22 protein-coding genes are annotated in these 24,763 nt (G+C 38.5%); 13 read left to right on the top strand and 9 right to left on the bottom strand.

Annotated features, from left to right (window positions below; genetic code table 11):
- Positions 1 to 4: 4 nt before the first annotated feature.
- The 4 genes from BI350_RS00625 (at position 5) to BI350_RS00610 (ending at position 4,635) form a co-directional block, all read left to right on the top strand.
- A complete protein-coding gene (locus BI350_RS00625; protein ID WP_075526379.1) occupies positions 5 to 676 on the top strand; it encodes a response regulator transcription factor in 672 nt (223 codons plus the stop codon).
- Complete coding sequence (locus BI350_RS00620) at positions 673 to 2,055, top strand: sensor histidine kinase (protein ID WP_245698281.1); 1,383 nt, start codon at positions 673 to 675, stop codon at positions 2,053 to 2,055. Before BI350_RS00625 ends, BI350_RS00620 begins: the two co-directional genes overlap by 4 nt.
- Before the next feature lie 74 nt (positions 2,056 to 2,129).
- Positions 2,130 to 2,540 (top strand): hypothetical protein, encoded by a 411-nt coding sequence (locus BI350_RS00615; protein ID WP_075526378.1) that lies wholly within the window; start codon positions 2,130 to 2,132, stop codon positions 2,538 to 2,540.
- Positions 2,527 to 4,635, top strand: a complete 2,109-nt coding sequence (locus tag BI350_RS00610; RefSeq protein WP_075526377.1) for an MMPL family transporter — start codon at positions 2,527 to 2,529, stop codon at positions 4,633 to 4,635. Before BI350_RS00615 ends, BI350_RS00610 begins: the two co-directional genes overlap by 14 nt.
- Before the next feature lie 80 nt (positions 4,636 to 4,715).
- Here BI350_RS00610 and BI350_RS00605 read toward each other — a convergent pair whose 3' ends face one another.
- The 8 genes from BI350_RS00605 to BI350_RS00570 all read right to left on the bottom strand — a co-directional run bounded on the left by BI350_RS00605 (position 4,716) and on the right by BI350_RS00570 (position 14,153).
- Entirely contained in the window at positions 4,716 to 5,369 is a 654-nt protein-coding gene (locus BI350_RS00605; protein ID WP_075526376.1) for a 3'-5' exonuclease, read from the bottom strand.
- 42 nt (positions 5,370 to 5,411) lie between these two features.
- A complete protein-coding gene (locus tag BI350_RS00600; RefSeq protein ID WP_075526375.1) occupies positions 5,412 to 7,337 on the bottom strand; it encodes a DUF294 nucleotidyltransferase-like domain-containing protein in 1,926 nt (641 codons plus the stop codon).
- Positions 7,338 to 7,421: 84 nt separating this feature from the next.
- On the bottom strand, positions 7,422 to 8,963 hold the full coding sequence (locus tag BI350_RS00595; protein ID WP_075526374.1) for a solute symporter family protein: 1,542 nt from the start codon (positions 8,961 to 8,963) through the stop codon (positions 7,422 to 7,424).
- A gap of 15 nt (positions 8,964 to 8,978) precedes the next feature.
- Positions 8,979 to 9,302, bottom strand: a complete 324-nt coding sequence (locus BI350_RS00590) for a DUF485 domain-containing protein (protein WP_075526373.1) — start codon at positions 9,300 to 9,302, stop codon at positions 8,979 to 8,981.
- Positions 9,303 to 9,538: 236 nt separating this feature from the next.
- Complete coding sequence (locus BI350_RS00585) at positions 9,539 to 10,339, bottom strand: DUF2935 domain-containing protein (RefSeq protein WP_075526372.1); 801 nt, start codon at positions 10,337 to 10,339, stop codon at positions 9,539 to 9,541.
- A gap of 294 nt (positions 10,340 to 10,633) precedes the next feature.
- Positions 10,634 to 11,389: an ABC transporter ATP-binding protein gene (locus tag BI350_RS00580; RefSeq protein ID WP_075526371.1), complete on the bottom strand. Its 756-nt coding sequence runs from the start codon at positions 11,387 to 11,389 to the stop codon at positions 10,634 to 10,636.
- Position 11,390: 1 nt separating this feature from the next.
- Positions 11,391 to 13,022, bottom strand: coding sequence for an ABC transporter permease (locus tag BI350_RS00575; protein ID WP_075529173.1), 1,632 nt, complete (start codon positions 13,020 to 13,022; stop codon positions 11,391 to 11,393).
- Between the two features lie 66 nt (positions 13,023 to 13,088).
- The gene (locus BI350_RS00570) at positions 13,089 to 14,153 is read right to left on the bottom strand and encodes a Fe(3+) ABC transporter substrate-binding protein (RefSeq protein WP_075526370.1); all 1,065 of its coding nucleotides are present in this window, start codon (positions 14,151 to 14,153) and stop codon (positions 13,089 to 13,091) included.
- Positions 14,154 to 14,451: 298 nt separating this feature from the next.
- Between BI350_RS00570 and BI350_RS00565 the strand changes: the two genes are divergently transcribed.
- The 9 genes from BI350_RS00565 to BI350_RS00525 all read left to right on the top strand — a co-directional run bounded on the left by BI350_RS00565 (position 14,452) and on the right by BI350_RS00525 (position 22,235).
- Complete coding sequence (locus tag BI350_RS00565; RefSeq protein ID WP_245698280.1) at positions 14,452 to 14,880, top strand: cytochrome C; 429 nt, start codon at positions 14,452 to 14,454, stop codon at positions 14,878 to 14,880.
- Between the two features lie 18 nt (positions 14,881 to 14,898).
- Positions 14,899 to 16,767, top strand: a complete 1,869-nt coding sequence (gene nosZ, locus BI350_RS00560; protein WP_075526369.1) for a Sec-dependent nitrous-oxide reductase — start codon at positions 14,899 to 14,901, stop codon at positions 16,765 to 16,767.
- A 70-nt stretch (positions 16,768 to 16,837) separates the two neighbouring features.
- Positions 16,838 to 17,401 carry a hypothetical protein gene (locus tag BI350_RS00555; RefSeq protein ID WP_075526368.1) on the top strand — a complete coding sequence of 188 codons (564 nt, stop codon included), beginning with the start codon at positions 16,838 to 16,840 and terminating at the stop codon, positions 17,399 to 17,401.
- Positions 17,398 to 18,705, top strand: a complete 1,308-nt coding sequence (gene nosD / locus BI350_RS00550; RefSeq protein WP_168157237.1) for a nitrous oxide reductase family maturation protein NosD — start codon at positions 17,398 to 17,400, stop codon at positions 18,703 to 18,705. The genes BI350_RS00555 and nosD overlap by 4 nt, the downstream gene beginning before the upstream one ends.
- Entirely contained in the window at positions 18,702 to 19,502 is an 801-nt protein-coding gene (locus BI350_RS00545; RefSeq protein WP_075526366.1) for an ABC-2 transporter permease, read from the top strand. The genes nosD and BI350_RS00545 overlap by 4 nt, the downstream gene beginning before the upstream one ends.
- Positions 19,495 to 20,166 carry an ABC transporter ATP-binding protein gene (locus tag BI350_RS00540; protein WP_075526365.1) on the top strand — a complete coding sequence of 224 codons (672 nt, stop codon included), beginning with the start codon at positions 19,495 to 19,497 and terminating at the stop codon, positions 20,164 to 20,166. Before BI350_RS00545 ends, BI350_RS00540 begins: the two co-directional genes overlap by 8 nt.
- Positions 20,163 to 20,522 (top strand): FixH family protein, encoded by a 360-nt coding sequence (locus tag BI350_RS00535; protein ID WP_075526364.1) that lies wholly within the window; start codon positions 20,163 to 20,165, stop codon positions 20,520 to 20,522. Before BI350_RS00540 ends, BI350_RS00535 begins: the two co-directional genes overlap by 4 nt.
- Positions 20,523 to 20,528: 6 nt before the next feature.
- Positions 20,529 to 21,185 (top strand): hypothetical protein, encoded by a 657-nt coding sequence (locus BI350_RS00530; protein ID WP_075526363.1) that lies wholly within the window; start codon positions 20,529 to 20,531, stop codon positions 21,183 to 21,185.
- A gap of 195 nt (positions 21,186 to 21,380) precedes the next feature.
- Positions 21,381 to 22,235: a 5'-methylthioadenosine/adenosylhomocysteine nucleosidase gene (locus BI350_RS00525; RefSeq protein ID WP_082294923.1), complete on the top strand. Its 855-nt coding sequence runs from the start codon at positions 21,381 to 21,383 to the stop codon at positions 22,233 to 22,235.
- Positions 22,236 to 22,377: 142 nt separating this feature from the next.
- Here BI350_RS00525 and BI350_RS00520 read toward each other — a convergent pair whose 3' ends face one another.
- Positions 22,378 to 24,531, bottom strand: a complete 2,154-nt coding sequence (locus BI350_RS00520) for a type IA DNA topoisomerase (RefSeq protein ID WP_075526362.1) — start codon at positions 24,529 to 24,531, stop codon at positions 22,378 to 22,380.
- Between the last annotated feature and the right edge of the window lie 232 nt (positions 24,532 to 24,763).

The raw sequence follows: 24,763 nt of genomic DNA, 5'->3' as shown, positions 1-24,763 counted from the left end.
TATATTGAAAATATTAGTCGTTGATGACGATCCCAATATTTTGGAACTTGTCAGTATTCAATTAACCCAAGCGGGATATGCCGTTCAAAAAGCATCAAATGGATATGAAGCGCTTGAAATCATTGAGATGGAGTATCCTGACTTGGCTGTTGTAGACGTGATGATGCCTGGTATGGACGGATATACATTAACCCGAAAAATTCGTTCGACGACAGATATTCCCGTTTTATTGTTAACAGCAAAAGGGGAGTTAGAAGACAAGGAGCAAGGATTTCTCTCGGGTTCAGATGATTACGTTGTTAAACCATTTGAACCGAAAGAATTACAATTTAGGATAAATGCTATTTTGCGTAGGTACGACAAAGTAGTTGACGCTTTTATTCAAGCAGGGCCATTGCATATTAATCGACAAAGCTATGAAGTTTCGGTTGGAAATAAAATTTTATTGCTACCTTTAAAGGAATTTGAATTATTATCTGTGTTGGCTTCGCGTCTAAATACGGTATTTACAAGAGATATTTTGTTGGAACGTGTTTGGGGCTATGACTATGAAGGTGATGAGCAAACGCTCAATGTACATATTAAACGTGTTCGTGAGAAATTGCAGAAGTTAACGCCCGTTGTGAAAATCGCTACTGTACGAGGTGTTGGTTACAAGCTAGAGGTATTAGAATGATGAGGTCTCTTTACAGTAAACTCGTTTTGATGACGGCCGCGATTATGGTAATTAGTGCATTATTGGCTTTTTTAGGTATTAATACATATTATCATCAAGTGTTGAAAGTACAAAATGATGAAAAAAACATGAGTATAGCTCAAAGCCTTGTGACGTTTATTGAAACAAATGAGGGGGTATCTCTTGAGGAATTTTTAGAAACGCAGGCAGCTACAGGTTATAAGTTATACCTAGTAGATGAAGACGGCCGTTCCAAATTATATGGTGAACCATTTCGTGTTGAGAACCTTTCACAAGAATCTGTGGATAGGGTACTAGCAGGTAACGCTTATCATGGGATGGCAAACTTACCCAGCGAAACTTTTATGACCGGTTATTTTTCCAATGAACTGACGAATACAGTTGGTCTTTCTTTCGTTCACGAAGGAAGAAAATATGCGCTATTTTTACGACCGGATATTAAAATGTTATTTAGTGAAATTCACTATATTATTGCGGGACTTATGACTTTAATGGGGATAATCAGTTTGCTTGCAATGCTCATTGTTGCAAAGAAGCTTATTGAACCAATAACGGAGTTAACGTTAGCGACAAAAAAAGTTGGAAAAGAACAGTTTAATGGTGATTTGCATATACATAGACGCGATGAAATTGGGCAACTCGCACATAGTTTTCAACAGATGACGGAAAGATTGAGTGAGAATAATCGTATTCGCAAAGAGTTTGTAAGTGATGTTTCCCATGATTTTCAGACACCGCTATTAAATATCAAAGGTTATTCTGACTTACTACTCGGTAAGGATTTATCGGAAAAAGAAAGAATTGATTATGCAAAAGTGATTCAGTCTGAGACTAACCGTTTATCTAGCCTGACTAAACAGTTACTACTTTTAACTTCTATAGATCAACTGTCAGCCCCACTTGAATATCAAACAATTAGATTAGATGAACAACTTAGGGAAACGGCGCGGAAATTTCGTTGGTTGTTAGATGAAAAAGAAATGAGCTTATCAATGGATCTTCAACCAGTTTATTTTACTGGGGACCCTAATTTCCTTGAAAAGGTATGGGAGAATTTGTTATCTAATGCATTAAAATATACGCAACAAGAAGGTAATGTTGACATAGATTTAACAGAAACATCTGATTCAATTATCATTACAATTCGAGATAATGGTATAGGGGTGGATGAGCATGCTATCTCACGGATTTTTGACCGTTTTTTTCGTGCAGATGATTCAAGAACGCAAGAAGTTATCGGAACCGGACTTGGTTTGTCAATTGTTCAGGAAGTCGTTCATTTACACGATGGAGAGGTTGTCATAGAAAGTCAGGATGGGGACGGAACGACTTGTATTGTCAGGCTTCCAAAAATGTAATGTTAAGTTAATCTTCCGTTCATGTTGGAGATTTAAGATAAGTGTATAACATCAACAACATGGGGGAATTTTGAATGCAGAATAACTGGAGTTTAAGACTTATTCGATTTTCGGCGATTTTTGGTTTAATCGGAACAGTGTTAGGGTCTCATATGGCAGGAGCAGGATCGTATGCATTTCGTCCAATCCACGCACACATTTTATTAGTCGGATGGCTATCTATGTTTGCTTGGGGAATCTTTTATAAGGCTTATAGAGTACGAGCAACAAAGCTTGTTAATGTTCAAGGTTGGACAGCAATTATCGGTTCAATTGGTTTGACAGTTGGAATGTGGTTACAATTTTTAAAACCTTTTAATGTCAATGAGGTATTTTCGTTAATATTTTATATTGTAGGCGGGACGATTCTACTTATTAGTTTTGCTTTGTTTGTTATCGTAACATTTCTAACTGAAAAGGAGGGGGAAAGTAATGGTAAGAGGTAAACGAATATACTGGATATACATCGGTATTTGGCTTGCTTTTACGGTTATATTATCCTCCTTTGCCCCTACTGCAAATGAATTTGTTGAGGCAAATAAGAATGCTGGATTGCCCGCAGATGCGGAATCAATAGTAGCAGATTTGCAATTGGAAAAGCATTTTCCTCAAGACGGTGGAATCCCGTTATTTTCAGTTCTGCATAAAGACGAAGGATTAACGGATGAAGAAATTTTAGAATTTGCTCATGCACTTGAGGCAATGGAAACGGAAACATCTTTCGGTGAAATTATTGTTCCTTCCTTATCTGTATTGGAACCTGAACAGCGAGCGGCTTTTCTTTCTGAGAATGGAAAAACATTCTTTTCGTCAATTACATTACCGGAAGGATTGGAAGGTAACGACCTGCATGACTTAGTTAGTTTAATAAAAGATGATGTTGCTGGAAACGTTGAAGGGGATGCTGAGTTGTCCTGGACGGGACCGGCGGCGATTGCAGCAGATGCTGTAGAGTTATTCAGCCGAGCAGACGTGGTGCTATTATTATCGACGGTCGGCATCATTTTGGTTTTGTTACTTGTCATTTATCGCTCGCCGCTACTTACACTTATCCCACTTGTCGCAGCAGCAATTGTGTATGCAGTTGTCGATCGGATTATTGGTTTATTAGCTTCTATCGGGTTGTTCACGGTTGAAAGCCAAGCACTTTCAATTATGACAATTTTATTGTTTGCGGTTGTGACGGATTATTCATTACTCATTTTTTCACGTTACCGTGAAGAATTAAAACGACACGAATCAGTCCATGAAGCAATGCGGGAAACGATGCGGCATGTCAAAGAACCGATATTCTTTAGTGGAAGTACAATCGTGCTAGGCGTTGCAACGTTGTTTTTTGCGCTATATGAACCGTACCGTAACTTTGCACCAGTCTTTGTCATTGCAGCGGCTGCTATGCTTATTGGAGGACTTACTTTATTGCCTGCATTATTCGCTGTTATTGGAAGAAAGGCGTTTTGGCCTGTCATTCCGAAATATGGAGAAGATACGAAAGAAAAGAAAACAATTTGGGATAAAGTAGCAAGTGGCGTCACGAAAAGACCTGTTCTATTTATGATTCCAATTACACTTTTACTATTACTGGGTGCTTGGAATGTAACGAATATGAAGGAGTCGTATGATCTGATTGATTCATTTCCGGAAGATTTATCTTCACGTATAGGATATGAACGCTTGTCGGATTCATTTTCTCCAGGAAGTCTTGCTCCAGGAACATTATTATTTGTCTCTGAAGAAGGATTCGAAGGCACAGACTTACAGACAATTATTGATAAGATTAATGATAAACCTGGAATTGAAAATGTGACTACTTTCGGCAATCCACTTTCCGAAGATGGAAAAAGTGCAAAATTCTCCATTATCTTCACGGGAAATCCATACGATGTTAAGGCATTTGATACGGTGCTAGAAATTCGTGAGGAAAGTGAAGCGATGTTGAAAGAAGTGGGGCTCACGAATATGGAGTTATTCATCACCGGAGAAAGTGCTATACATGCTGATATAAGAGATGTTAATAAGCGCGACACGACTGTTGTGATCATTCTTATGACCGCGCTCATTACAATCATGCTTGGACTTCAGACGCGTTCAATTATCGCACCAATCTACATGATGGGAACGATTCTATTGTCTTATGCAGCAACACTTGGTCTGTCATTAATACTTTTTGATATCTTTTTAGGAATTGAAGCAATTAATTATCGTATTCCGCTTTACTCATTTGTTTTCCTAATTGCGCTTGGGGTCGATTACTCGATAATGCTAATCGCTAGAATTAGGGAAGAGATGAAGGCAATGCCGTTTGAAGATGCTGTTAGACGAGGAGTAGAAAGAACTGGCGGCGTCATTAGTTCGGCAGGGCTTATTCTCGCGGCAACATTCCTCGTCTTAGCGACAATGCCTATTTATGAACTAAAATTATTTGGGTTTATAATGGCGCTCGGAATATTGATTGATACGTTTATTGTTCGTCCACTGCTCATACCAACGATATTAGTCAAGCTTGGAAAATGGAGTTTTTGGCCGAGGAAAATAAAATAATCATAAATAAATAACAAGAGAAGAGTGATACAAACTCTATCTCTTGTTAATTTTTTTGAGTAAAAGTATCATTTATTGCATCACAATAAAATCAAGTGTTTATTTTTTGTGCGTAGTAGATCGGCAAGCGTTGTAATCCCTTGATATTCTGACCGTTTGATAATCTCAACAAACAAATGGGCAGTTGTTAACGCATCGCCAAGTGCACGGTGGCGTTCAAATATTTTAGTTCCGAAAAGTTTAGCATATTCTTCTAGATCAAGGGCTTTTAGGTTTGGCATAATATAGTTGATTAACGCATAGGTATCGAAAGATGAAGGCATCTCATACGAATATTTTGCCCGTTGTAGCTCTTTTTTTATGACCATTGTATCGAAATTCAAATGATGGCCAATCCAACTATTACTTTTATTGTCTTCAACGAACTGAAAATAATTTTTAATTGCCTCAAGGGAACTTGGTGCGTCATCAACATGACCTTGTTCAATAGAAGTAAGTGCAGTAATATGCGTAGGGATTTCACGAGATGGATTAGCAAATGTTTGGAAGGTTTTATCTGTTACTTCTAATTTCTCAACATGAACAGCGCCAATTTCAATTAGCCGATCATGCGTGTCAATTGAAAAACCTGTCGTTTCAGTATCAAAAACTGTAAATGACATGTCTATCAATTTAGTACTTAAAGGCAATGAATAATCTAATTTATAGGATAGTCGATTTTTTCTTCCAAACATCTAACAACCTCCAAGTTTCTCCGTTTTTTATAGTCATTGTTATTATAGTTTTGCGATTAAATGTGATTGCAAAGCTTGAACTGTTTTTAACATCGTTTTTAGTTCATCTCGTTCCCACCGTCGGATTGAGGCAAACTTTATTTCGGTTGAACTTTTTTCTCCCCGAAGATGTTTCTTCCATGCTAATTGAATTCTTGCGCCAAGGGCAACCTCGTAGGCATGGCGTATATCATTCGCAAATCCTACTGATAATTCACCTGTCTGTACTAAGCCATCTAGTAATTGTAATGGGGTTCGGTTAATGAGGTTTTTAAGTACACCAAGAATTTGTAAACAGTGATGCATTGGGAATAATGCGTGTAGCTTAATATCAATAATATCATGTTTGCTTTTCGCTTTAAATAGTGAGAATAAAGATTGTTCGAATTGTGGAATTAGATTATTTTGTTCTTGTTGTGCCATGTAATAAAGAAAAGTTTGTGCACTTTTAAGCTGGTTTTGTACCATCGTTGTAAAAGATTTGTTTACTGACACATTCCCAAATAAAAATCGAAAAGATAAAAAATTATAACCTAATAATATATGCTCGTCAGTCGCTTTTATCGACCATTCTTGTAGACGTTGTTGCCATTCAGAAATGGACCCTCGCCATATCTCTTCATCCGACATCATTTTACCAACGCATCTCGCATAGCCGACTTGTTCTAAATGTTGAACAATTTCTTCCCCAAGTAATGCAAAGTAATCTTCTGCTAAAATCTTTTTTTGCTGATCAGCTGAATCGGCATAGACAAGAAAGTGGTCTTGGTCGGTCAGCATAAATTGTTCACCACGGGCACCGCTACCCATTTGATACCAAGAGAATGCAACAGGAGGTAATCCAAAACCTTGTTTTTCTAAAGACTGGACCGCCAATTTTACACAATGTCGTGCGAGGCGATCATATAATTTTGTAATGATTTCTAATGTATGAATGGTTGAAATTTCATCAGTGATTAAGCTCGTTAAAACATCATAAATCGCGTCTTTTACAACAGGTAAATTATCGAAAGAAGATTCTTCGATTGTTTTTAATATCCCCATAGCGCCACGGTCTCTTTTAGAAATTAAGTTTTGAAAGGTAATCACGCCTGTCAAAGTATTACCGTCCACAACTGGCAAGTGTTTGATACCATTTTTATAAAAGATGGATAAAATTTCATAATAATAATCGTTAGGAGAGACTGTAAAAGGTTTTATCGTCATAATATCCACAGCACAAAGTGAATAAGGTTGACCTTGACCTAACACTCTTTCTACAAGGTCTTTTTCAGTAATAATCCCAACTAATTGTTCGTCTTGATCGACAACCATGACCGAACTAATGGATTGTGTAGTCATGATATTAGCAATATCTTGGACTGAATCAGTTAGCTGAGCTGTAATAACCGGTGAACTCATTAAATCTTTTGCTCTGCGGACAAATGGCTCACTTTTCCCCCACTCATCACCCAGTTTCACTTGTTCACTAAGGGAAGCATAGACATTACCTAGGCGTATGGACATTTCTTTTAAAATAAATTTCCGGACAGCGTTGTCTTGTAACCTTGCTTTAACAACAGATGCCGGAATTTGTACGCAATAAGAGTTTTCTATAATTTCTAATTCTAGCCGATGTTTAATAATGGGGGACATAGTTTCTCCCGAGTAGTGCGCAATATGAGAAAACCCAATGATTTCCCCTTCTTGCAATACTTCTAGTAGTACGGATTGACCTTCTTCGCTTTCAATAAAGACCTCTGCATTTCCTTCTAACACTAAAAAAAGTCCTTCATCAGGCGTTTCAAAGTAAATGACTTTCTCGGATTGTTTATAATATTTTACCTGACAATCTGCAATGAATTTTGTAAATTCATTTTCCGATGTACCCTTAAAGAGGGGGTGTTTGTGAATTTTTTGATAAAGTGCAACGCGTTCATTATCCCTCATATGCGCTCACTCACTTTCAAAATTGTTCTCCCCCTCTCTATATTGTTGAGTTAGGGAGGGGGAGAGGTCTAATAGTATTTAGTTTCAGTTTTCAAGCTCTTTATAACCAGTTTCAGCTTTAAATTTAACTTCTTCATAGCTAATTTCGTCTTTACTTTTAGAGGAGACAAGTGTTCCAATAATGGCGGCTAAAAATCCGGCTGGAACAGAAATAATGGCTGGATTTCCAAATGGGAAAATAGGATCTCCGACGAAAAATGCAGCCCCTTCCACAGGATTGATCACGTTAGGACTTATTGCCACTAGAAGGAGTGCCGTAAATAAACCAGTGAGCATAGAAGCTATGGCTCCCGTCGTGTTAAAGCGCTTCCAATAGATTGTGAAAAGAATTGTTGGGACGTTTGCGGAAGCTGCAATACAGAAAGCGAGCGAAACTAGGAATGCAACGTTCATCTTTTCTGCACCAAGTGCTAAAAGAATTGAGACGAATGAAACGCCAAGTGATGCGATTCGAGCAGCATTTACTTGTTGCTTCTCTGTCACTTTACCTTTTTTAATAATTTCACCATAAAGGTCATGTGCAATGGCAGATGCTCCTGACAATACAAGACCCGCAACAACAGCGAGAATCGTAGCAAATGCAACGGCTGCAACGAATGATTCTAATGCATCTCCACCTAATACACCAGCAAGCATCGGCGCGGCCATATTACCGGCGGCATTTTCAGCGACTATTGCATCTACGCCAACGAACTTTGCAGCACCAAAACCAAGGAAGATGGTAAGAATATAGAATAATCCAATAATCCAAACCGCATAAATGACGGATGAACGTGCAGTTTTTGCATCTTTCACCGTAAAGAAACGCATTAAAATATGCGGAAGTCCAGCTGTTCCTAATACGAGCGCTATTAGAACGGAAATAAGACCAATTGGATCTTTATAAACGACTCCGGAATGTAGGAAAGCTTCTCCGTGTGGTGTTGCCGTTCTCATCGCATCAAACATGCCGACAAAGTTAAAGTTGAATTTTAATAGAACAAGGAACGAAATAATAATCGTACCTGCCATGAGTAAAACCGCTTTAACAATTTGTACCCAACTCGTTGCGGTCATTCCGCCAAATAATACATAAATGGTCATCATGAAACCGACTAGGAGTACAGAAAGCCAATAATCTAAACCGAAAAGAAGTTTAATAAGTGCACCTGCACCGACAAGTTGTGCAAGCATATAAAATAGAACAATTGTGATTGTATTTAATGCAGCAGCCCCACGCACTTTCTTAGCGTGAAAGCGAGCACCAATCATATCTGCCATCGTAAACTTCCCTAAGTTACGAAGTGGTTCGGCAACTAAAAATAAGACTACTAAGTAAGCGGTTAACCAACCAACACTATAATAGAACCCATCAAATCCATTTAATGAAATGGCCCCTGCAATCCCGAGGAAGGACGCTGCGGATAAATAATCTCCCGCAATCGCCATACCGTTTTGCCAACCGGTTAAAGACGAGCCCGCGGTATAAAAATCACTAGCAGTAGTAGTCTGTTTAGCAGCCCAATATGTAATTCCGAGTGTAAGTCCTATAACCCCAATAAAAATAATAATCGATATGCTACTCACTCATAAGTTCCCCCTTTACTTTACAACGTGTTTCTTGATAATTTCTTCTACGTTTTTATCGAACTCTTTTGCTTTATTCATATAAATTGAAGTAAGCACCCATACCATAATGAAAATGCCAAATGCATAAAGCCATGTCCATGTCATCCAGCCAATTGCGCGCGTTTCAAGAATCGATGTGTAGCTTGTTAAGATAGGCAGCGTAAAAAAGACGATAAAAAAGAGAATAACATAGGGTGTAGAAAACTTCTTTTTACGTTTCACTAAACTTTTGAATTCATCTGTTTGAATAACTTTTGCGTAATCCACTTTTTTTTCATTTTGACGAGGATTCATCATTTCATCTCCTTTGAATAAATGTAGTCTGGCTATCGAACAAGTACAGGTAGTTTCTAGGCCCATTCAGCATTAATTCTCCGGTGAATTAAACGAATTGAAAGAAGAATATAAAAATACCTGATAGACTCTAAAATACCAATCTATCAGATATTATGCAAGCTAAATTTTATTTGTTTGGCTTTTTCTATTCGATAAAAGTAGTCCTATAAAGGGGAGAGTTTGGTGCTTATTTTTCTTTATAATGTTTCGTTTGCGGTTAGATGTGCATCAAATGCATCGATAATCGTAAGGAAGTGATCTGCTTCACGAAATACATGGTCTGCGAGAAGAGGGTGTATGATGCTCTTTATTCTACATTCTTCAATTAAATCTCGAGCTGTTTTCTTAAAGTCCCGAAGTGAAACGACAGAAACACGGTTCTGATCGAGAAATTGTCCTAAAAGTGGATTTGTTTCTGATTGAGGACGCATGGAATCTAAGTCTATGGCTTGATAGAGAAGTTGATCGAAATCATGGCTGAACTCCTCCGCTTGGTCGACAAGTTTTCTCTCAGAGGGATCTAGTAAGTGTCCGATGAATTTAGAATGGTCTGCCATGATTTTCAAGAAAAAAACATTCTCTTTAACAATTGCATCAGCTAAAGGTTGCAGCTTTCCTTCATTTAAATCTTTTAATCGATTAGCGAAATAAGCAGCTTCACGGCTAATATGATCCACTAAGAGTGGAAAATTATTTCCACCAATTTTGCAATGTAAGATTAATCCAAGAACTTTGCGTTTGTATGCCCAAATAGAAGCTGCTGCTTGATAAACTTGTATGTTCAGTCTTCTAATCACTTCAGGATCTGTTTTCTCATTATAATCGGCAATTTGCTCTTCAATCCGTTCAAAAATCACAATGTACTCCTTAGCTTCTTGGATGAGTTCTGTATCATCCGCAGTAAATCCAAGCGTTAAAAAGAAAGCGTGTTCCTTCATAATCCGTGACCAAAAACGAATCTCCTCTAATGATTGCGTTACAAATGACGAAATTGACATCCACTCCTTCTAATATACTTGCGCTATCATTGTATGCAGATAAGTATGAAACACAACTGATTTTTATTAAATGAGTAGCAGGAAGTATTGTTTCTCCATGACTACAAAGTAATCTGGAGAATCTTTAAGGAATATCTGGCAGGGTATTTATTCGTCGATTTATAACACAAAAAAAACCATAAAGTAGGGACAAATGATTTGTCTCCACTTTATGAGTCTAGATACTAAAGCTTCAGCTACCATATACAGAACCATACGTATGTTTGAAATAAATGTTGTTCTTCAGTCTCCCGTTTACACACTTATGAGTTCTTTATCAGATAATGTTTCTTCGGAAAATAACTCGATATTGCTTTGCTCATCTGTTGGATTACCTAATAAGTCGCAAGGACGTCCGACTTGATCAATTATACCATCTTTTATTTTTACAATCCGATCCGCAAGTACATGAGCGTCGTTTTGATTATGTGTTACGAATATTGCAGTTGCATTCGCTTTCTTTAAAATTCGGCGAAGATCTTCACGAATTTTAACAAGAAGATCGGTATCTAGGTTGCTAAAAGGTTCATCCAAAAGAATGAGCGCAGGTTGTGGTGCGATTGCACGAGCAAGTGCCACACGTTGTTGCTGACCGCCGCTTAATTGGTGCGGGTAGCGTTTTTCATATCCATCTAATTCGACGAGTTCCAAAACTTCTTTTACTCGTTTTAGTTTATCGTTACGGCTCATTTTAGGGAGTCCGAATAATACGTTATCCGCGACACACATATGTGGGAAAAGCGCATAATCTTGAAATACCATGCCAATGCCGCGTTTTTCAGGTTGAACAAATGTGTGATCGTCAAACACTTTCTTATCTCCTAATGTAAATGAGCCACCATTTGGCATCTCAAGTCCAGCAATTAGCCGAAGAATCGTACTTTTTCCGCTACCACTGCGCCCAAGTATAGAGATTATCTCACCTTTGTTCACTGAAAGTGTGAAATTTTCAACTGCATTTGCCGACGAATTCGAATAGGCGAAACTCATATTTTGAATATCTATAAACATATTATTTTTGCCCCTCTCTAAGCACCTTGTTAAAAATGAATATCGCAATTGCACTTACACCAACTATGAGCAAGGAAGCTTGCGACGCCTCCATAATTTGTTCATCACTTGCATATTGGAACGCTTTCGTTGCGAGTGTATCATAGTTAAATGGTCGCAGAATAAGCGTCAATGGAATTTCTTTTAAAATATCGACAAATGTCAAAATAAACCCGCTGAAAATTGCGCCTTTCATCATCGGAAGATCGATTTTGAAAAAAGTTCGCAAACTGCTTACACCCAGCATGCGTGAAGCATCACGAAAATCTGTACCGATTTTTGTGTATCCTGATTCAATCGAATTGTACCCGATGGCGAAAAAACGGATAATGTATGCACTAATCAGCATGACGAGACTAACACTTAAGACGAGCGCAGAGTCTACTCCTAACCATAGATAGATAGGCGCCAGATATCGGTCAATGGCAATGAATGTTGTAACGACTGCGACAGCGATGACTGCACCAGGAATAGAGTATCCTAGAATTGTTAATTTCGGTAATACTTTTGCCAACTTATGCTTTGTAATACGACTAAAGTTACCTATGATGAGGGAGAACAAAATAATAAGTATAGCCGCTGTCCCCGCAACAATGATTGAGTTTTTCGTGTATGTGAACACTTCCTCCATCGGTACCTTGCCGAATGTGAGCACAAACCAATCCAATAACTGGAGAACTGGGATTAGGAACGCAACTGTAAAAATAATTAGCGTATACCCAGTCGCCATTACTGCCTTTTTTCCAGTCAATTTAACAAGCGGCAGCGGTCTAATTTTTGTTGATGAGAAACTGTATTTTTTTCCGCCACGGAGTGCCCACTCGATAAGGAGAATGAAAATGACGATACCCATTAGGCAAGAAGCTAGCTTTATGGATGATTCCAAGTCGCCTAGACCAAACCATGTCTGAAAAATTGCGGTACTGAACGTTTGAATACCAAAATACTTAACAACGCCATAGTCATTTAACACTTCTAATATGACAAGACTTACCCCACCAACGACTGATACACGTGAGATCGGAATAACGATTTTCAGGAAGATTTCCATTGAGCCTTTTCCAAGAGTCCTGGCACTTTCAATGAGAGATGCAGCTTGATTGGACAAGAAAATCCTAGTGATCATATAAACATATGGATATAAGAATAACGTATAAATGAAAATAGCACCCGGGACATTCATAATATCGAAATAGGCTTGATTTACCGTTAAATCAAAATGATTTCGAAGCGTCTTCTGAATGATGCCCGTATAATTCAAGATACCGTGATACGTATACGCACCAATGAATGGTGGTATCGATAAAGGTAAGATGAGTGACCATTTCATGAAATTACGAAGTGGAAAATCATATTGTGCAATAAGCCAAGCAAGGCTGAGACCGATTGCAATGGTGAATATTGCTGTGAAGAATACTAGTGTGAGTGAAGACTTGATATATTTTAGAAGCATGAATTCTCGAATATGCTCCCAATTTTCATTTATGGGTGTGAAAATTCCTGTAACAATCGATAAATTCGGTACAAATAGTAAAATAATAATGAGCACCGCACCGATTGTCCAACCATTCACGTTTGCAATTCGCCTATTCATGATTAAATCCATCCTTTACCATTTCCGCAATAACCCCCTACCGCAAGAGCGATAGGGGGCACGATACTATTTCCAACCTACTTCATTAAAGAGCATGATCGCTTTTGCATTATTTTTTCCAAGAACTTCGAGTGGAATTTCTTGTTCCTTAAATTCGCCCCAAGACTTTAGAAGTTCCGCTGGTTCGACATCTGGGTTTACCGGATATTCGTAGTTTGCTTCCGCAAATGTAAATTGTGCATCCTCACCAGTGAGGAACTCAAGTAGTTTTAATGCATTGTCTGCATTTTTTGAACCATTTACGACCCCAGCGCCACTAATGTTAACGTGAGTGCCTGTCGTTTCTTGGTTTGGAAAGAAGATGCCTAATTGCTCTGCAACTTTAACTTCTTCAGTATCTTGAGAATTTAGCATTTGTCCTAAGTAATATGTGTTCATAATTGCGACGTCACCGATGCCGGCTGCAATAGCCTTCGCTTGATCACGATCTCCGCCTTCTGGACTGCGTGCCATATTGTTGACAATGGCTTGTGCCCATTCCTTCGCTTTTTCTTCACCGTCAATTTCGATGAATGAAGCTAATAGGGATTGATTGTAAACACTTTCGGATGAACGAACGAGGAAACGTCCTTTCCATTTATCATCAGCAAGTGCTTCATAAGTCGATAAATCTTCAGGCTGAACTTTATCTTTATTATACACTAAAATCCGTGCGCGTTTCGTCAAACCTACCCACATATCGTCAGAATCTCTGAATTTATCAGGAACTTGTTTCGATAACTTGTCACTTGACACTTCTTGAAGTAATCCTTGTTCTTTAGCACGGTATAATCTTCCGACATCGGCAGTTAGGAAAAGATCCGCTTTTGTAGCTGTCCCTTCACGTTTAATACGCTCGATTAACTCATCGGCTTCCCCTTTGATGACGTTCACTTTAATTCCTGTTTCATCCTCAAACTTTTTGTATAGCTCATTATCTACGTCATAATGTCTGCTTGTATATAAATTTACTTCAGCTTTTTCGTTTTTCTTCTCACTGTCTGTTGAATCGCTGCTTTGCTTCGTACTATTCCCACATGCTGCCAGGATAAGTAGTAGAGAGACAAGCAGTAGTACAAAACTTCTCTTCATATACTTTCATCTCCAAACGTCTAATTTGAGATTGATAACGATTCTCAATCTCATCACAAATATAAAGTTTGTTAGGGTGATTGTCAACTTATTATTATAGGAATAGTGATAAGAAAATATCCTTTATTTTACGTCAAAATCCCATTTTATCGCTTGCGATACTTCCGAAATGTTACAAATATGTCCCGGTAGTTGTGAAATAACTGTGAAAACAAATGAGGGTAAATAGTAAAAGTAATTTCTACGTGCTAAAGTTGTATTATAAATACATGTTTAAAGAAGAAGGAGGTCGTTGCAATTGAAAACGAATGGAATGATTTTTTTGTTGGCGTTTGTCTTAGCTTTTGCAGGTGGATATTTCTTTTTTAATAAAGGTAAGACGGACAATATGCAAGCGGTTACGGTACAGGAGAATACGACAAGTAAGGTAGACGAAGAGGAAGAAAGTGAACCGGAGGAACTGTCTTCTGCAGAATTTGAAATCTTCAATACGAACAGTTGCCTGTCTTGTCACGCAGTAAGTTCACTAGGACTAGAAGGTGGAACAACAGGGCCAGATCTTTCTAAATCGTATGCAGATATAGAAGGAAAGCATGGCGTAGATTTAGATTCATTTTTACAAGAACCGACATCAGCGGTAATGACTGGCGTAATAGAAGGAAGTCCGCTTTCAGATGAAGACCGTGCAGAAATTGTTGAGTTATTGAAAAAGGCTTCTGAAGAATAAAAAATGAGGTGAATAGAATTGACGACAAAACGAATCATATCGGCAGTCCTCGGGATTATCGCTGGTTTATTGGTTGCGGTTGTATTTTTCGCTGATTTTAATAAAGCAGGTGAAAATGCCGCTGGTGATATAAAATCGAAGGCTGAAAAAGTGTATGTGCCATATGGAGAGCTCGATGAATATTACATGATGTCATCAGGAGGACATTCAGGTCAGCTGTTTGTTTATGGAATTCCATCCATGCGTAAAATCCGCACGGTTCCTATCTTTACGCCTGACCCTGCTACAGGTTATGGATATTCGAAGGAAACAAAAGAAATGCTTGGTGGTTTTACATGGGGAGATTTCCATCACCCAGCGATATCTGAAACAGCGGGGGACTATGATGGCGAGTTTTTATTTGCAAATGACGTAGGAAATAACCGTGTTGCAGCTGTTGATTTAAGCACATTTACTACAGTCGATATCATGTCACTGCCAAATATGGGGGGGCCCCACGCGGGTGTTTTTGTAACTGAGAATACGGAATACATTGCACTTCCAACTCGGTTTGCCCGTCCATTAGACAATAAATATGCGGACTTGGACAAATATGAAGAAGAATACAAAGGCGTTGTTTCAATGACGACCTTTGATAAGGAAACAAAGAAATTTGACCTTGCTTATCAAATTGTTCTACCACCTTGGTCATACGACTTATCAGATGCCGGGAAAAAAATGTCTGGTGATTGGATTGTCATGACAACGTATAACTCAGAATTTGCAACAACGAATCTTGAGATTAACGCTTCACAAAATGACAGGGATTATATTGTACTTGTTAATTGGAAGAAGCTTGAGGAAGAAGTAGCGGCAGGCAATTATCATGACGTAAATGGTGCTAAAATGATTGACCCACGAGACCATAAAGGTGCGATTTACGCGGTTCCTGTAGCGAAATCACCACACGGCGTAGATGTTACACCAGATGGGACTCGTTATATTGCAGCGGGTAAACTTGCCCCGATGATGACTGTATTCTCATTTGAACAGACGTTTGAAGCAATTGAAAAAGAAGACTTTACAGATGAAAAATACGGCATTCCTGTACTTTCATATGAAAGTGTCATGGAACGGGAAGTAGACCCTCCTGGCGCGTTGGGACCGTTACACACACAATTTGATGATAAAGGGAATGCGTATAATACGATGTTCATTTCCTCTGAAATTGTGAAATGGCATATAGAAACAGGTGAAGTTATCGACCGAACACCTTCTTACTACTCGCCAGGACACTCGGCAGCGGCAGAAGGAGATACAGTATCACCAGATGGCAAGTGGCTCGTTTCTCTAAATAAAATATCGAAGGATAACTTCTTATCGGTTGGCCCATCTCATCCCGAGTCAATGGATTTAATCGATATCTCGGGAGAAAAAATGGAACATATTATGGCCGTGCCGGTAGACCCTGAGCCACACTACGCACAAATTGTTCACCGAGATAAAATCAATACAATAACAGTTTACGAGAAGGATGAAAATAGAGAAAACTCCGTTTGGAAGCAAGAAGATGCACGCGTAGAACGTAAAGGCGATGAAGTGCATGTTTACGGAATTGCTATGCGGTCAAGATTCATTTTCGATGCACAATCAGACAGACCCGATGCTGTCACCGTTAAAGAAGGGGATCGTGTTTTCTTCCACTTAACGAACATCGATCTCGATCAAGACATTACACACGGATTTGGAATTAATGAATATGACTTAAACTTTGAAGTGCAACCAGGTCAAACAAGTACATTGGAGTTTGTCGCCGATAAAGCAGGTGTTTACCCAATTTACTGTACAAACTTCTGTTCAGCACTTCACCAAGAAATGAGCGGTTATTTACTCGTAGAACCTAAGTAATGATGTTTTGACAAAGTAAAGGGCGCATTGAGTGGCCCTTTACTTTTTATAAAAGCGGAGGTGATCTCCAATGAAGAAAAATCTTTCAAATGCTTCAGTGATTAGTCTTATAACTGCGGCAATCATCACAGTGTCGACTCTTTTCGTCCCTTGGTGGGGCATGAAATTTTATGCGCCCCAATATCCAGAAGGACTTGATATTATCGTTTATCCGTCAACACTCGCCGGAGACATCGACATTGTAAACTCGTTAAATCATTATATTGGTATGGCTTTATTTAGCAACGAGTCATTTCCGGAATTACAATGGATGCCTTATATTGTCCTCGCGTTCGTTGTGCTCATTTTAATCGTTGCGCTGTTGCGTAGAAAATCCTTTCTTTACGGATTGATTGCTTTATTTGTCATCGGTGGAATCATTGGCATTTGGGATATGTATCGGTGGTTAAAGGAATTTGGCACAAACTTGGATCCAATGGCGCCAATTGAACTTGAGCCATTCATTCCACCAATTATTGGAGAAAACACAATCGCGAACTTTGTGACACATAGTTATTTCTCATTTGGCGGCTATCTGTTAGTCCTTGTGTTTATCCTATTGGTTTTCCCGTTATGGAAGGATCGTGCAAAATGAAAAGACGATTGCTCATGTTTACTTTAGTCATTTGTAGCTTTTTCATTGCGGGTGTAGTAAGTGCCGATGAAGATATTTTATTGCAACAATTAATTGAAGAGACGCCAACCGGTGGGATTCTTGAGCTAGAAGATAAAACGTATACAGGCAATATCGCCATATCAAAACCAATCACTATCATTGGCAAGGAAGGAACATCCATTGAAGGGGGCGGAACGGGAAATGTCATTGAGATTAGAAGTGATGGGGTTACCCTTGATACGTTGGCGATTTCTGGAAGTGGCATGAGTAGAAGTTCTCAAGAAGAACACTCCGGCGTGAGGGTCATGGCCAATGACGCGATATTAACAAACTTAACAATCACGAATAGTTTCCACGGCATCTTTTTAAATAAATCGAAAAACACGCGAATGTCAAACATCACAGTCGTTGGTCACGGGGCTAATCAGCTTGGTACGCAAGGAAATGGCATTCATATTATGCGTTCTAGTGAAAACTATATTGATAATAGTTACTTAGAAAAAACGCGTGATGGGATTTACGTGGAATACTCTCATAATAATTTCATCGATAACAATACGATGACAGACACGCGGTACGGTCTTCATTATATGTATTCTAACTATAATTCTTTTAAGGAAAATAATTTTATCAAAAACGTGGGCGGTGCAGCCATTATGCACTCGGACCATATTCATTTGGAAGACAATAAATTTTCATTTAACCAAGGATCCAGATCATTTGGTCTCCTCATCCAAACAAGTCGAGATATCCACGTGTTAAATAATGAGTTTCACTTAAATCAGCGGGGACTCTATCTTGAACAATCAACGAGTAACAGAATAGAAGGCAATGATTTTTTTCAAAATGAAATTGGCATTGAATTGTGGACGTCATCAACCTCGCATGTATTTATTAAAAACCATTTTAACAAAAATAAAGTGCATGCATTAACAGTCGGTGGGGAATCAAATAATGATTGGTTTGAAAATGGGGTAGGTAATTACTGGAACATGCCGCTACTCGATTTAAATCAAGATGGAATTGGAGATGACCCACTTGAATACTCATCATCTTTAAGTGAATTGGTCGAGGAAAATGAACTGGCTTATCTATTTTTAGCAAGCCCGGCAATTACGATTTATGAAAAAGCAAATGATTTACTAACTCAGCATAAGGTGATGGCATTTGATAAGTATCCCATCATGTCGGAACGTAAACCAATTAATGTGGCAAGTGTGGGTGTAGGAATTATCCTAGCCGGTGTAGGCGTTTACGTGTACAGAAGGAGAGCGTTACGATGATGTATATTTGGAAGGAATTTCTTGAGCAAACGAGAGGAAAAGGGTTATGGTTTGGGCTTGGTATGTTGATGATCACATCTATTTTCCTAATCGCAGAAGCGCGTCAGTTTCCAGCAGATCTTGGATTTGAGGCATTACTGCTATCCATATTCGATATGAACATTTACCTAATCCCGTTATTTGCGATGTTTTTGGCATCATTTTCAATTTTCCAAGAGAAAGAATTAAAAACATCTATGATTCTATTGACGAAAAAAGAGTCGACATTCACGCTGATTTTTAAAAAGTCGATTGCCATACAACTTGTCATTGTTACGGCATTTGTCTCTGCGTATTTTGTATTGGCCCTCTTCATGAAAGCTTTTCTAGCCTTTCATTTAATGAGTTTCTTACATTTTATTATCGTCATCATGATTTTTCTCTTCATCTTCAACCAAGTGGGACTATTTCTTGGCGTTGCTTGTAATACAAAAATGCAATTAGTCGGTGCAAATATTTTAACCTGGTTTTTCATCGTATTTCTTACAGACTTGATGTTCTTGTATTTCTTGCCTGCCGTCACATTTGATAATTTACGAATCTTTTCATGGATTTACTTCCTTGACCCGATTCATACGTTACGGTTTTATTTAGAGACAAATCTTGGGCTCTTTTCCTTATCACATATGTCTCGTTTAATGGAGAAATTTGTGTTTATGGATAGTTGGATATTCTTGTTAATTAATGTCGTTTTGTGGCCATCACTGTTTTTGGGGCTTTCAACTTTGTTTAGAAACGGGGGGACTGTTGATGATTAAAATTGAAAACTTATCGCATGCATATGCAAAACAACGAGTTTTAGATGACGTTAACTTACATATTCTAAAAAATGAACGATGCGCCCTTGTTGGTCGAAATGGTGCCGGTAAATCAACAATGATACATACGATGCTTGGATTAATTCCCCTCCAGGTCGGTTCTATTACGCTAGGCGGCATTTCAAATAAAAAGCAGGACTGGAAGAAGGTTGTTTCTTACTTACCTGAAAAGTTTAATCTGTACCCGCATTTAACGGGCGAAGAGAATATTCGTTTTTTTGCTTCGCTTGCATCGAAAAAGCTTGACGAAGAGAGCATTGATGAAAAACTGAAACTGGTTTCCCTTCATGAAGCCCGAAAAGATCAAATCACCACCTATTCAAAAGGAATGCTGCAGCGATTGGGTCTAGCGATAATGTTGTATTATGATTCGGACATTATCATTTTGGATGAACCGACAAGTGGATTAGACCCAGTTGGGCGGAAAGAAATATTAGCCATCATTAAGTCGTTAACAAATAAAACAATTATGATGGCTTCCCATCATCTGAATGAAATTGAAGAGGTTTGTACCCACGTTGCTTACTTAGAAAAAGGAAAAATTACAAAATACTCGATTGAAGAGTTTCTCTCAGTCGATTTGAAGGAGAGACAACAGGCATGAGAAAAGTTTTGCTACTTATGATTGCAACAATCATGATTCTGGCTGGTTGTGGAGCTAGTAAGTTGGAGTTTATAGTTGAAAAAGAACCTGTTTATGAAGAGGAAGTTGCCTCGGAATTTGTATTAAAGGTAACCGATTCTGCTGAAGAGGTGACAGGATTATCAATCGAATCAACGCTTGAAATGGCAAAGATGGACCATGGTGTAATCGAAGTCATATTCATTGATAATGGAGATGGAACTTATACAGGCAATGTAGAATTGCCAATGGGCGGCGAATGGATTGCTGATATACGAGCAGAGAAAGATGGGGAAGTAATAGAAGACGTCATAACTTTCAATGTAAAAGAGAGATGATGCCCAATGAAAAAGGCTTTTATAATTCTAATACTAATAGGTACACTGTTCGGATGTGTTATAAAGGATGAAAGTATTGTTGAAGATCACTTGAATGAAGCAGTTAAAGCTGAATCTGACTACATTGTAGCAATCGAAGGGCATCAGTTCTTTGAAAAGGATATGGACTTTTACACATTTATGCAAAAAGTAAAAAATGAAGTAAATCGTGTAAATGATGCCGAAAGTTTAACAGGAAAAGAACTTGAAGAAAGTAATCAATTTTGGGAAGCACAAAATAAACAATACGACAATATTAATGTACAACTTCAAAAAATGATTGAAATACATACAATGTCCCTTCTTGCTAAAGAAAAGAATTATTTTATCCCTGTAGATAAATTAGAAGCTGAAGTAAAACGTTTCAATGCGTTAATTGCTGAAATGCCTACTGTACAGGAAATGATCCAGCGATACGGAGAAAAGAATTATAAATCCAATATAAGACTTTACATGGAAGAAAGTATGATGCGCGATCGAATTATTGATGATATTGAAAAAGAAGTTTGGGAGAAAAAACCTGATGCTAGCGACCAAGAAATTAAGTTCTTAGCAAAAGAGTATTATGAAGAATTGTATCAAGATCACCTTTCACAACTTGAATTAGAGATTAATGTTAGGTGAAAATACATAATAACTGTTATAAACAGGTAAAGAAAAACAATCCGTTTTCCTTTACCTGTTTTTTATATTTTTATATGGAAAATGTATTGCACTTTTTAAATTACCGTTATATACTAGTTAGGTAAAAGGCGAACATTAATTATTGGTTATTAAATAATGTTCGTGTTTAATGGTAATTAGGAGGAGTTTACAACTATGAGAAACAGAATGAATATTAAATTTATTACGCTAATGGTACTTGCAGTCTTAGCGTTATTTGGTTGTTCTACCAAACAAGAAGGTTCAACCGCCACTTCATCAGAACAACAAGAAGAAAAGGTGAATGCCGAACAATCGAATGAACGAGTGATTGGGGTTATTGGTGCTATGATTGAAGAAGTTGAAATTCTTCGTGATAAAATGGAAATCGAAAATACTGAAACAATCGCGGGAATGGAGTTTTATCAAGGAACATTAGGTGGAGAAAATATTGTCTTAGTTCAATCAGGCGTTGGAAAGGTGAATGCAGCTGCTTGTGCTCAAGCGTTAGTTGATCATTTTGGAGCTGATTATCTAATCAACTCTGGCGTAGCAGGTGGTCTAAGCCCGGACGTCACGATTGGAGATATCGTTATTTCAACGGATGCAGTCCAACATGATTTCGATATTACTGCATTTGGAGAAAAACCTGGTATCATTGCCCGTATGGACACAAGTTATTTCGAGGCCGATGAAAAGTTAATTCAGCTCGCACAGTCTGCAGCTGAAGGATTAACTGATGATATCAACGTGTACCAAGGAAGAATCGCAAGTGGTGACCAATTCATTGCAAGTCCGGAACGAAAAGAATGGATTACAGAGAACTTCTCTCCATATGCTGTAGAAATGGAAGGCGCAGCAATCGCTCATGTTGCCTTCTTGAATGAAGTACCATTTGTTATTATTCGCGCAATCTCGGATGATGCCGGCGGCGAGGCGGATGTAAAGTATGAAGACTTCGTTAAAGTAGCAGCAGAAAACGCTAGTAAAATGATTGAAGAAATGATTAAGTCTGCGAGTGAAAGTCTATAATTTTTAATTTGTGTTAGTTATATCATCATGGATTGAGATACCAAAAGGGGATGTTAACGTAGTATAGTTAACATCCCCTTTTACGCTTATTTTAACTAAGTATAGGGACTTCTCGCATTCATTTGTCCCTTTAAGTTTGTTTTTATTTAGTAGGGCTCTTCTGCGTGCTATTTGTAAACTCTAGAACGAGTTTTCCTGCCTCTAGCTTTAAAGCAGCATTGAATTTCTTTCCGCTTTTTGCAACAAAACCTTTAATGATATTTGTTTGACCATTTGTACAAAGCAGTTTTACTTGTGTCGGTGTAATTTTCTTTTTAAGAAAAATGCCAGGAAAAGTTTGCTTACATCCATCTTTGTACGCTGTGCATCCATAAAAGCCTTTGCGCGTGACAATTGTTCCTTTTTGGCAAGCTGGACAAGTTGCAACGGCAACGTTTCTTTTGGGTGCTTTGGCTGTTGAAGGAATCGATTTCACTTGGAAAGAAGCAGCTTCAATTTGCTTCGGAACGTTTTGAATTAGTGAATCGATAAACTTTGCGATGTTATTTAAAAAATAATCTGCAGCTCCGTCACCATTTCCAATTTTCCGCAGGTACGTTTCCCATTTTGCGGTCATCGATGGACTTGCTAGTAAGCTACCCTCGATAGCCTCACATAAAATACGTCCTTTATCGGTAATTGAAACGATGTTTTTGTTCACTTGAATGTACCCGTGCTTTTTTATCGTTTCAATAATACCGCTTCGTGTCGCTTCTGTCCCAAGTCCTTCTACTTCTTTTAAAATTTCTGTTTCCTCTTGGGCTTCGACGAACTTTCCACAAGTTTTCATGAGTGTGATCAATTGACCTTCTGTATATGGTTTTGGCGGTGTAGTTTTCCCTTCATGAATGCCGATTTTGCTTTGCACTTGCTCATTTTGCTGAAGCGGAGGCAGTGTTTCCTCTTTTTCTTTTTTAGCTTTTGGAAATAATGCTTTCCAACCGATGTCTCGTTCCGTTTTGCCAGTTGTAAAAAACGATAACTGATTGACGTCAGTTGTCACTTTTGTCTCCGTGTATAAATAATCTGTATGAAACATGGCTAGCGTTGTCCGCAAAATTTCTTCGTAAAGTTTCCGTTCATTTGGCGGTAACTTCGAAAGAGCCGCTTCTGTCGGTACTTTTTTTGTTGGAATGATGGCATAATGCTCTTTGACCTTCGCGTTATCAACATAGCGCTTTTTCGGTTGACTAGAGTGAATCGGAAACGGTTGTTGAATGAGTTGTTGGTAGTCTGCTACTTGCTCAACTAAATACGCAAACTCGCTTGTCGTAATATGTCGTGAATCGGTACGCGGATAGGTGACAAGCTTCTTTTCATATAAGTTTTGCGCCGTTTTTAACACATTTGCAGGGCTCATTTTCCACAGTCGGTTAGCAGTTGCTTGTAAAGATGACAATGAATGGAGCTGTGGCGGTGGAATCCGTTTATCTTTCTGATGAACGGAAGTGACAACGCCTGGAGAGTCTGGTCGTATCGTATGTTTATTCAGTAATTCAACAAGCTCCTCACGTTTGCTCATCCTCACTTTCGCTTTCCCTTTATAAATACCGCCTTCCGCTTTAAACTGGGCTTCTGCTTCGAAAAATGGTTCGGACACAAACGTCTCAATTTCTTTTTGCCTTTCGTAAACAAGATAAACTGTCGGAGTTTGCACACGTCCAATCGGAAAGACTTGTTCGTATCCTTTCGCTTTCAGCAGAAGTGTATACAGTCTCGAACCGTTCATCCCAACGAGCCAATCACTAATTTGCCTCGCTTTCGCTTCCTCATATAGCAGCAGATCTTTTCGATTGTCCTGTAAGTTCATAAATCCTTTTCGAATCTCGTCGATTTCCAGAGAATTAATCCAAAGTCGTTTAATCGTTTTATTACGTGCGCCTGTCTGGTTGAAAATGCTATAGAAAATATTCGATCCTTCGCGGTCGATATCGCATGCGTTAATAACAACATTCGCCCCTAGAATAAACTTCTTCACCGCCTGAAACTGTGCGTATTTGCCTTTCGCAATTTGGAATTCATAGCGCTCAGGTAAAATTGGTAAACTACCAAGCGTCCAACGATTCCAACGTGCGTCATATGCTTTCGGTTCTTTTAATTCGACAAGATGCCCGATGCCCCATGTGATGATGGCACCTTGAGGAAATAGTTGGCTGCGCGCAAGTTCAATATGGGTTTTATGTCGATTTTTTACAGTAAAGGCCTCTGCATAGGCTTTCGCTTGAGAAGGTTTTTCGGCCAAAATGACTGGTTGCATAAGGACACCTCTTTTCTTTTTAGTGAAACACTCGTTCTTTTATTATCGCACAGATTTGGGAGGTTTTCTAATTTGGACTGATAGGTAAAGTCAGTGCGGGGGCATCCTGTATTTACAAGGTTAATTATATAGAAGTTTTATGCCTGCAATAATATACTATACGTCATTTAAATTTGAGGTGTATAGTCACATGAAGGTACAGGATAGTCGTGTGAGTGACTAGCCTCGGTTA

The sequence above is a fragment of the Sporosarcina ureilytica genome (assembly GCF_001753205.1).
Classification (GTDB): Bacteria; Bacillota; Bacilli; order Bacillales_A; family Planococcaceae; genus Sporosarcina; species Sporosarcina ureilytica.
This window is presented reverse-complemented; position numbering and strand designations above follow the sequence as displayed.

Excerpts from the sequence above, each read along its gene's own strand:
- BI350_RS00580 (WP_075526371.1), bottom strand. The coding sequence starts at position 11,389 with ATGTTTATAGATATTCAAAATATGAGTTTCGCCTATTCGAATTCGTCG.
- BI350_RS00585 (WP_075526372.1), bottom strand. The coding sequence starts at position 10,339 with ATGTCAATTTCGTCATTTGTAACGCAATCATTAGAGGAGATTCGTTTT.
- BI350_RS00525 (WP_082294923.1), top strand. The coding sequence starts at position 21,381 with ATGAGAAACAGAATGAATATTAAATTTATTACGCTAATGGTACTTGCA.
- BI350_RS00600 (WP_075526375.1), bottom strand. The coding sequence starts at position 7,337 with ATGAGGGATAATGAACGCGTTGCACTTTATCAAAAAATTCACAAACAC.
- BI350_RS00610 (WP_075526377.1), top strand. The coding sequence starts at position 2,527 with ATGGTAAGAGGTAAACGAATATACTGGATATACATCGGTATTTGGCTT.
- nosD (WP_168157237.1), top strand. The coding sequence starts at position 17,398 with ATGAAAAGACGATTGCTCATGTTTACTTTAGTCATTTGTAGCTTTTTC.
- BI350_RS00605 (WP_075526376.1), bottom strand. The coding sequence starts at position 5,369 with ATGTTTGGAAGAAAAAATCGACTATCCTATAAATTAGATTATTCATTG.
- BI350_RS00535 (WP_075526364.1), top strand. The coding sequence starts at position 20,163 with ATGAGAAAAGTTTTGCTACTTATGATTGCAACAATCATGATTCTGGCT.
- BI350_RS00570 (WP_075526370.1), bottom strand. The coding sequence starts at position 14,153 with ATGAAGAGAAGTTTTGTACTACTGCTTGTCTCTCTACTACTTATCCTG.
- BI350_RS00620 (WP_245698281.1), top strand. The coding sequence starts at position 673 with ATGATGAGGTCTCTTTACAGTAAACTCGTTTTGATGACGGCCGCGATT.
- BI350_RS00540 (WP_075526365.1), top strand. The coding sequence starts at position 19,495 with ATGATTAAAATTGAAAACTTATCGCATGCATATGCAAAACAACGAGTT.
- BI350_RS00520 (WP_075526362.1), bottom strand. The coding sequence starts at position 24,531 with ATGCAACCAGTCATTTTGGCCGAAAAACCTTCTCAAGCGAAAGCCTAT.
- BI350_RS00545 (WP_075526366.1), top strand. The coding sequence starts at position 18,702 with ATGATGTATATTTGGAAGGAATTTCTTGAGCAAACGAGAGGAAAAGGG.
- BI350_RS00555 (WP_075526368.1), top strand. The coding sequence starts at position 16,838 with ATGAAGAAAAATCTTTCAAATGCTTCAGTGATTAGTCTTATAACTGCG.
- BI350_RS00590 (WP_075526373.1), bottom strand. The coding sequence starts at position 9,302 with ATGATGAATCCTCGTCAAAATGAAAAAAAAGTGGATTACGCAAAAGTT.
- BI350_RS00615 (WP_075526378.1), top strand. The coding sequence starts at position 2,130 with ATGCAGAATAACTGGAGTTTAAGACTTATTCGATTTTCGGCGATTTTT.
- BI350_RS00575 (WP_075529173.1), bottom strand. The coding sequence starts at position 13,022 with ATGAATAGGCGAATTGCAAACGTGAATGGTTGGACAATCGGTGCGGTG.
- BI350_RS00530 (WP_075526363.1), top strand. The coding sequence starts at position 20,529 with ATGAAAAAGGCTTTTATAATTCTAATACTAATAGGTACACTGTTCGGA.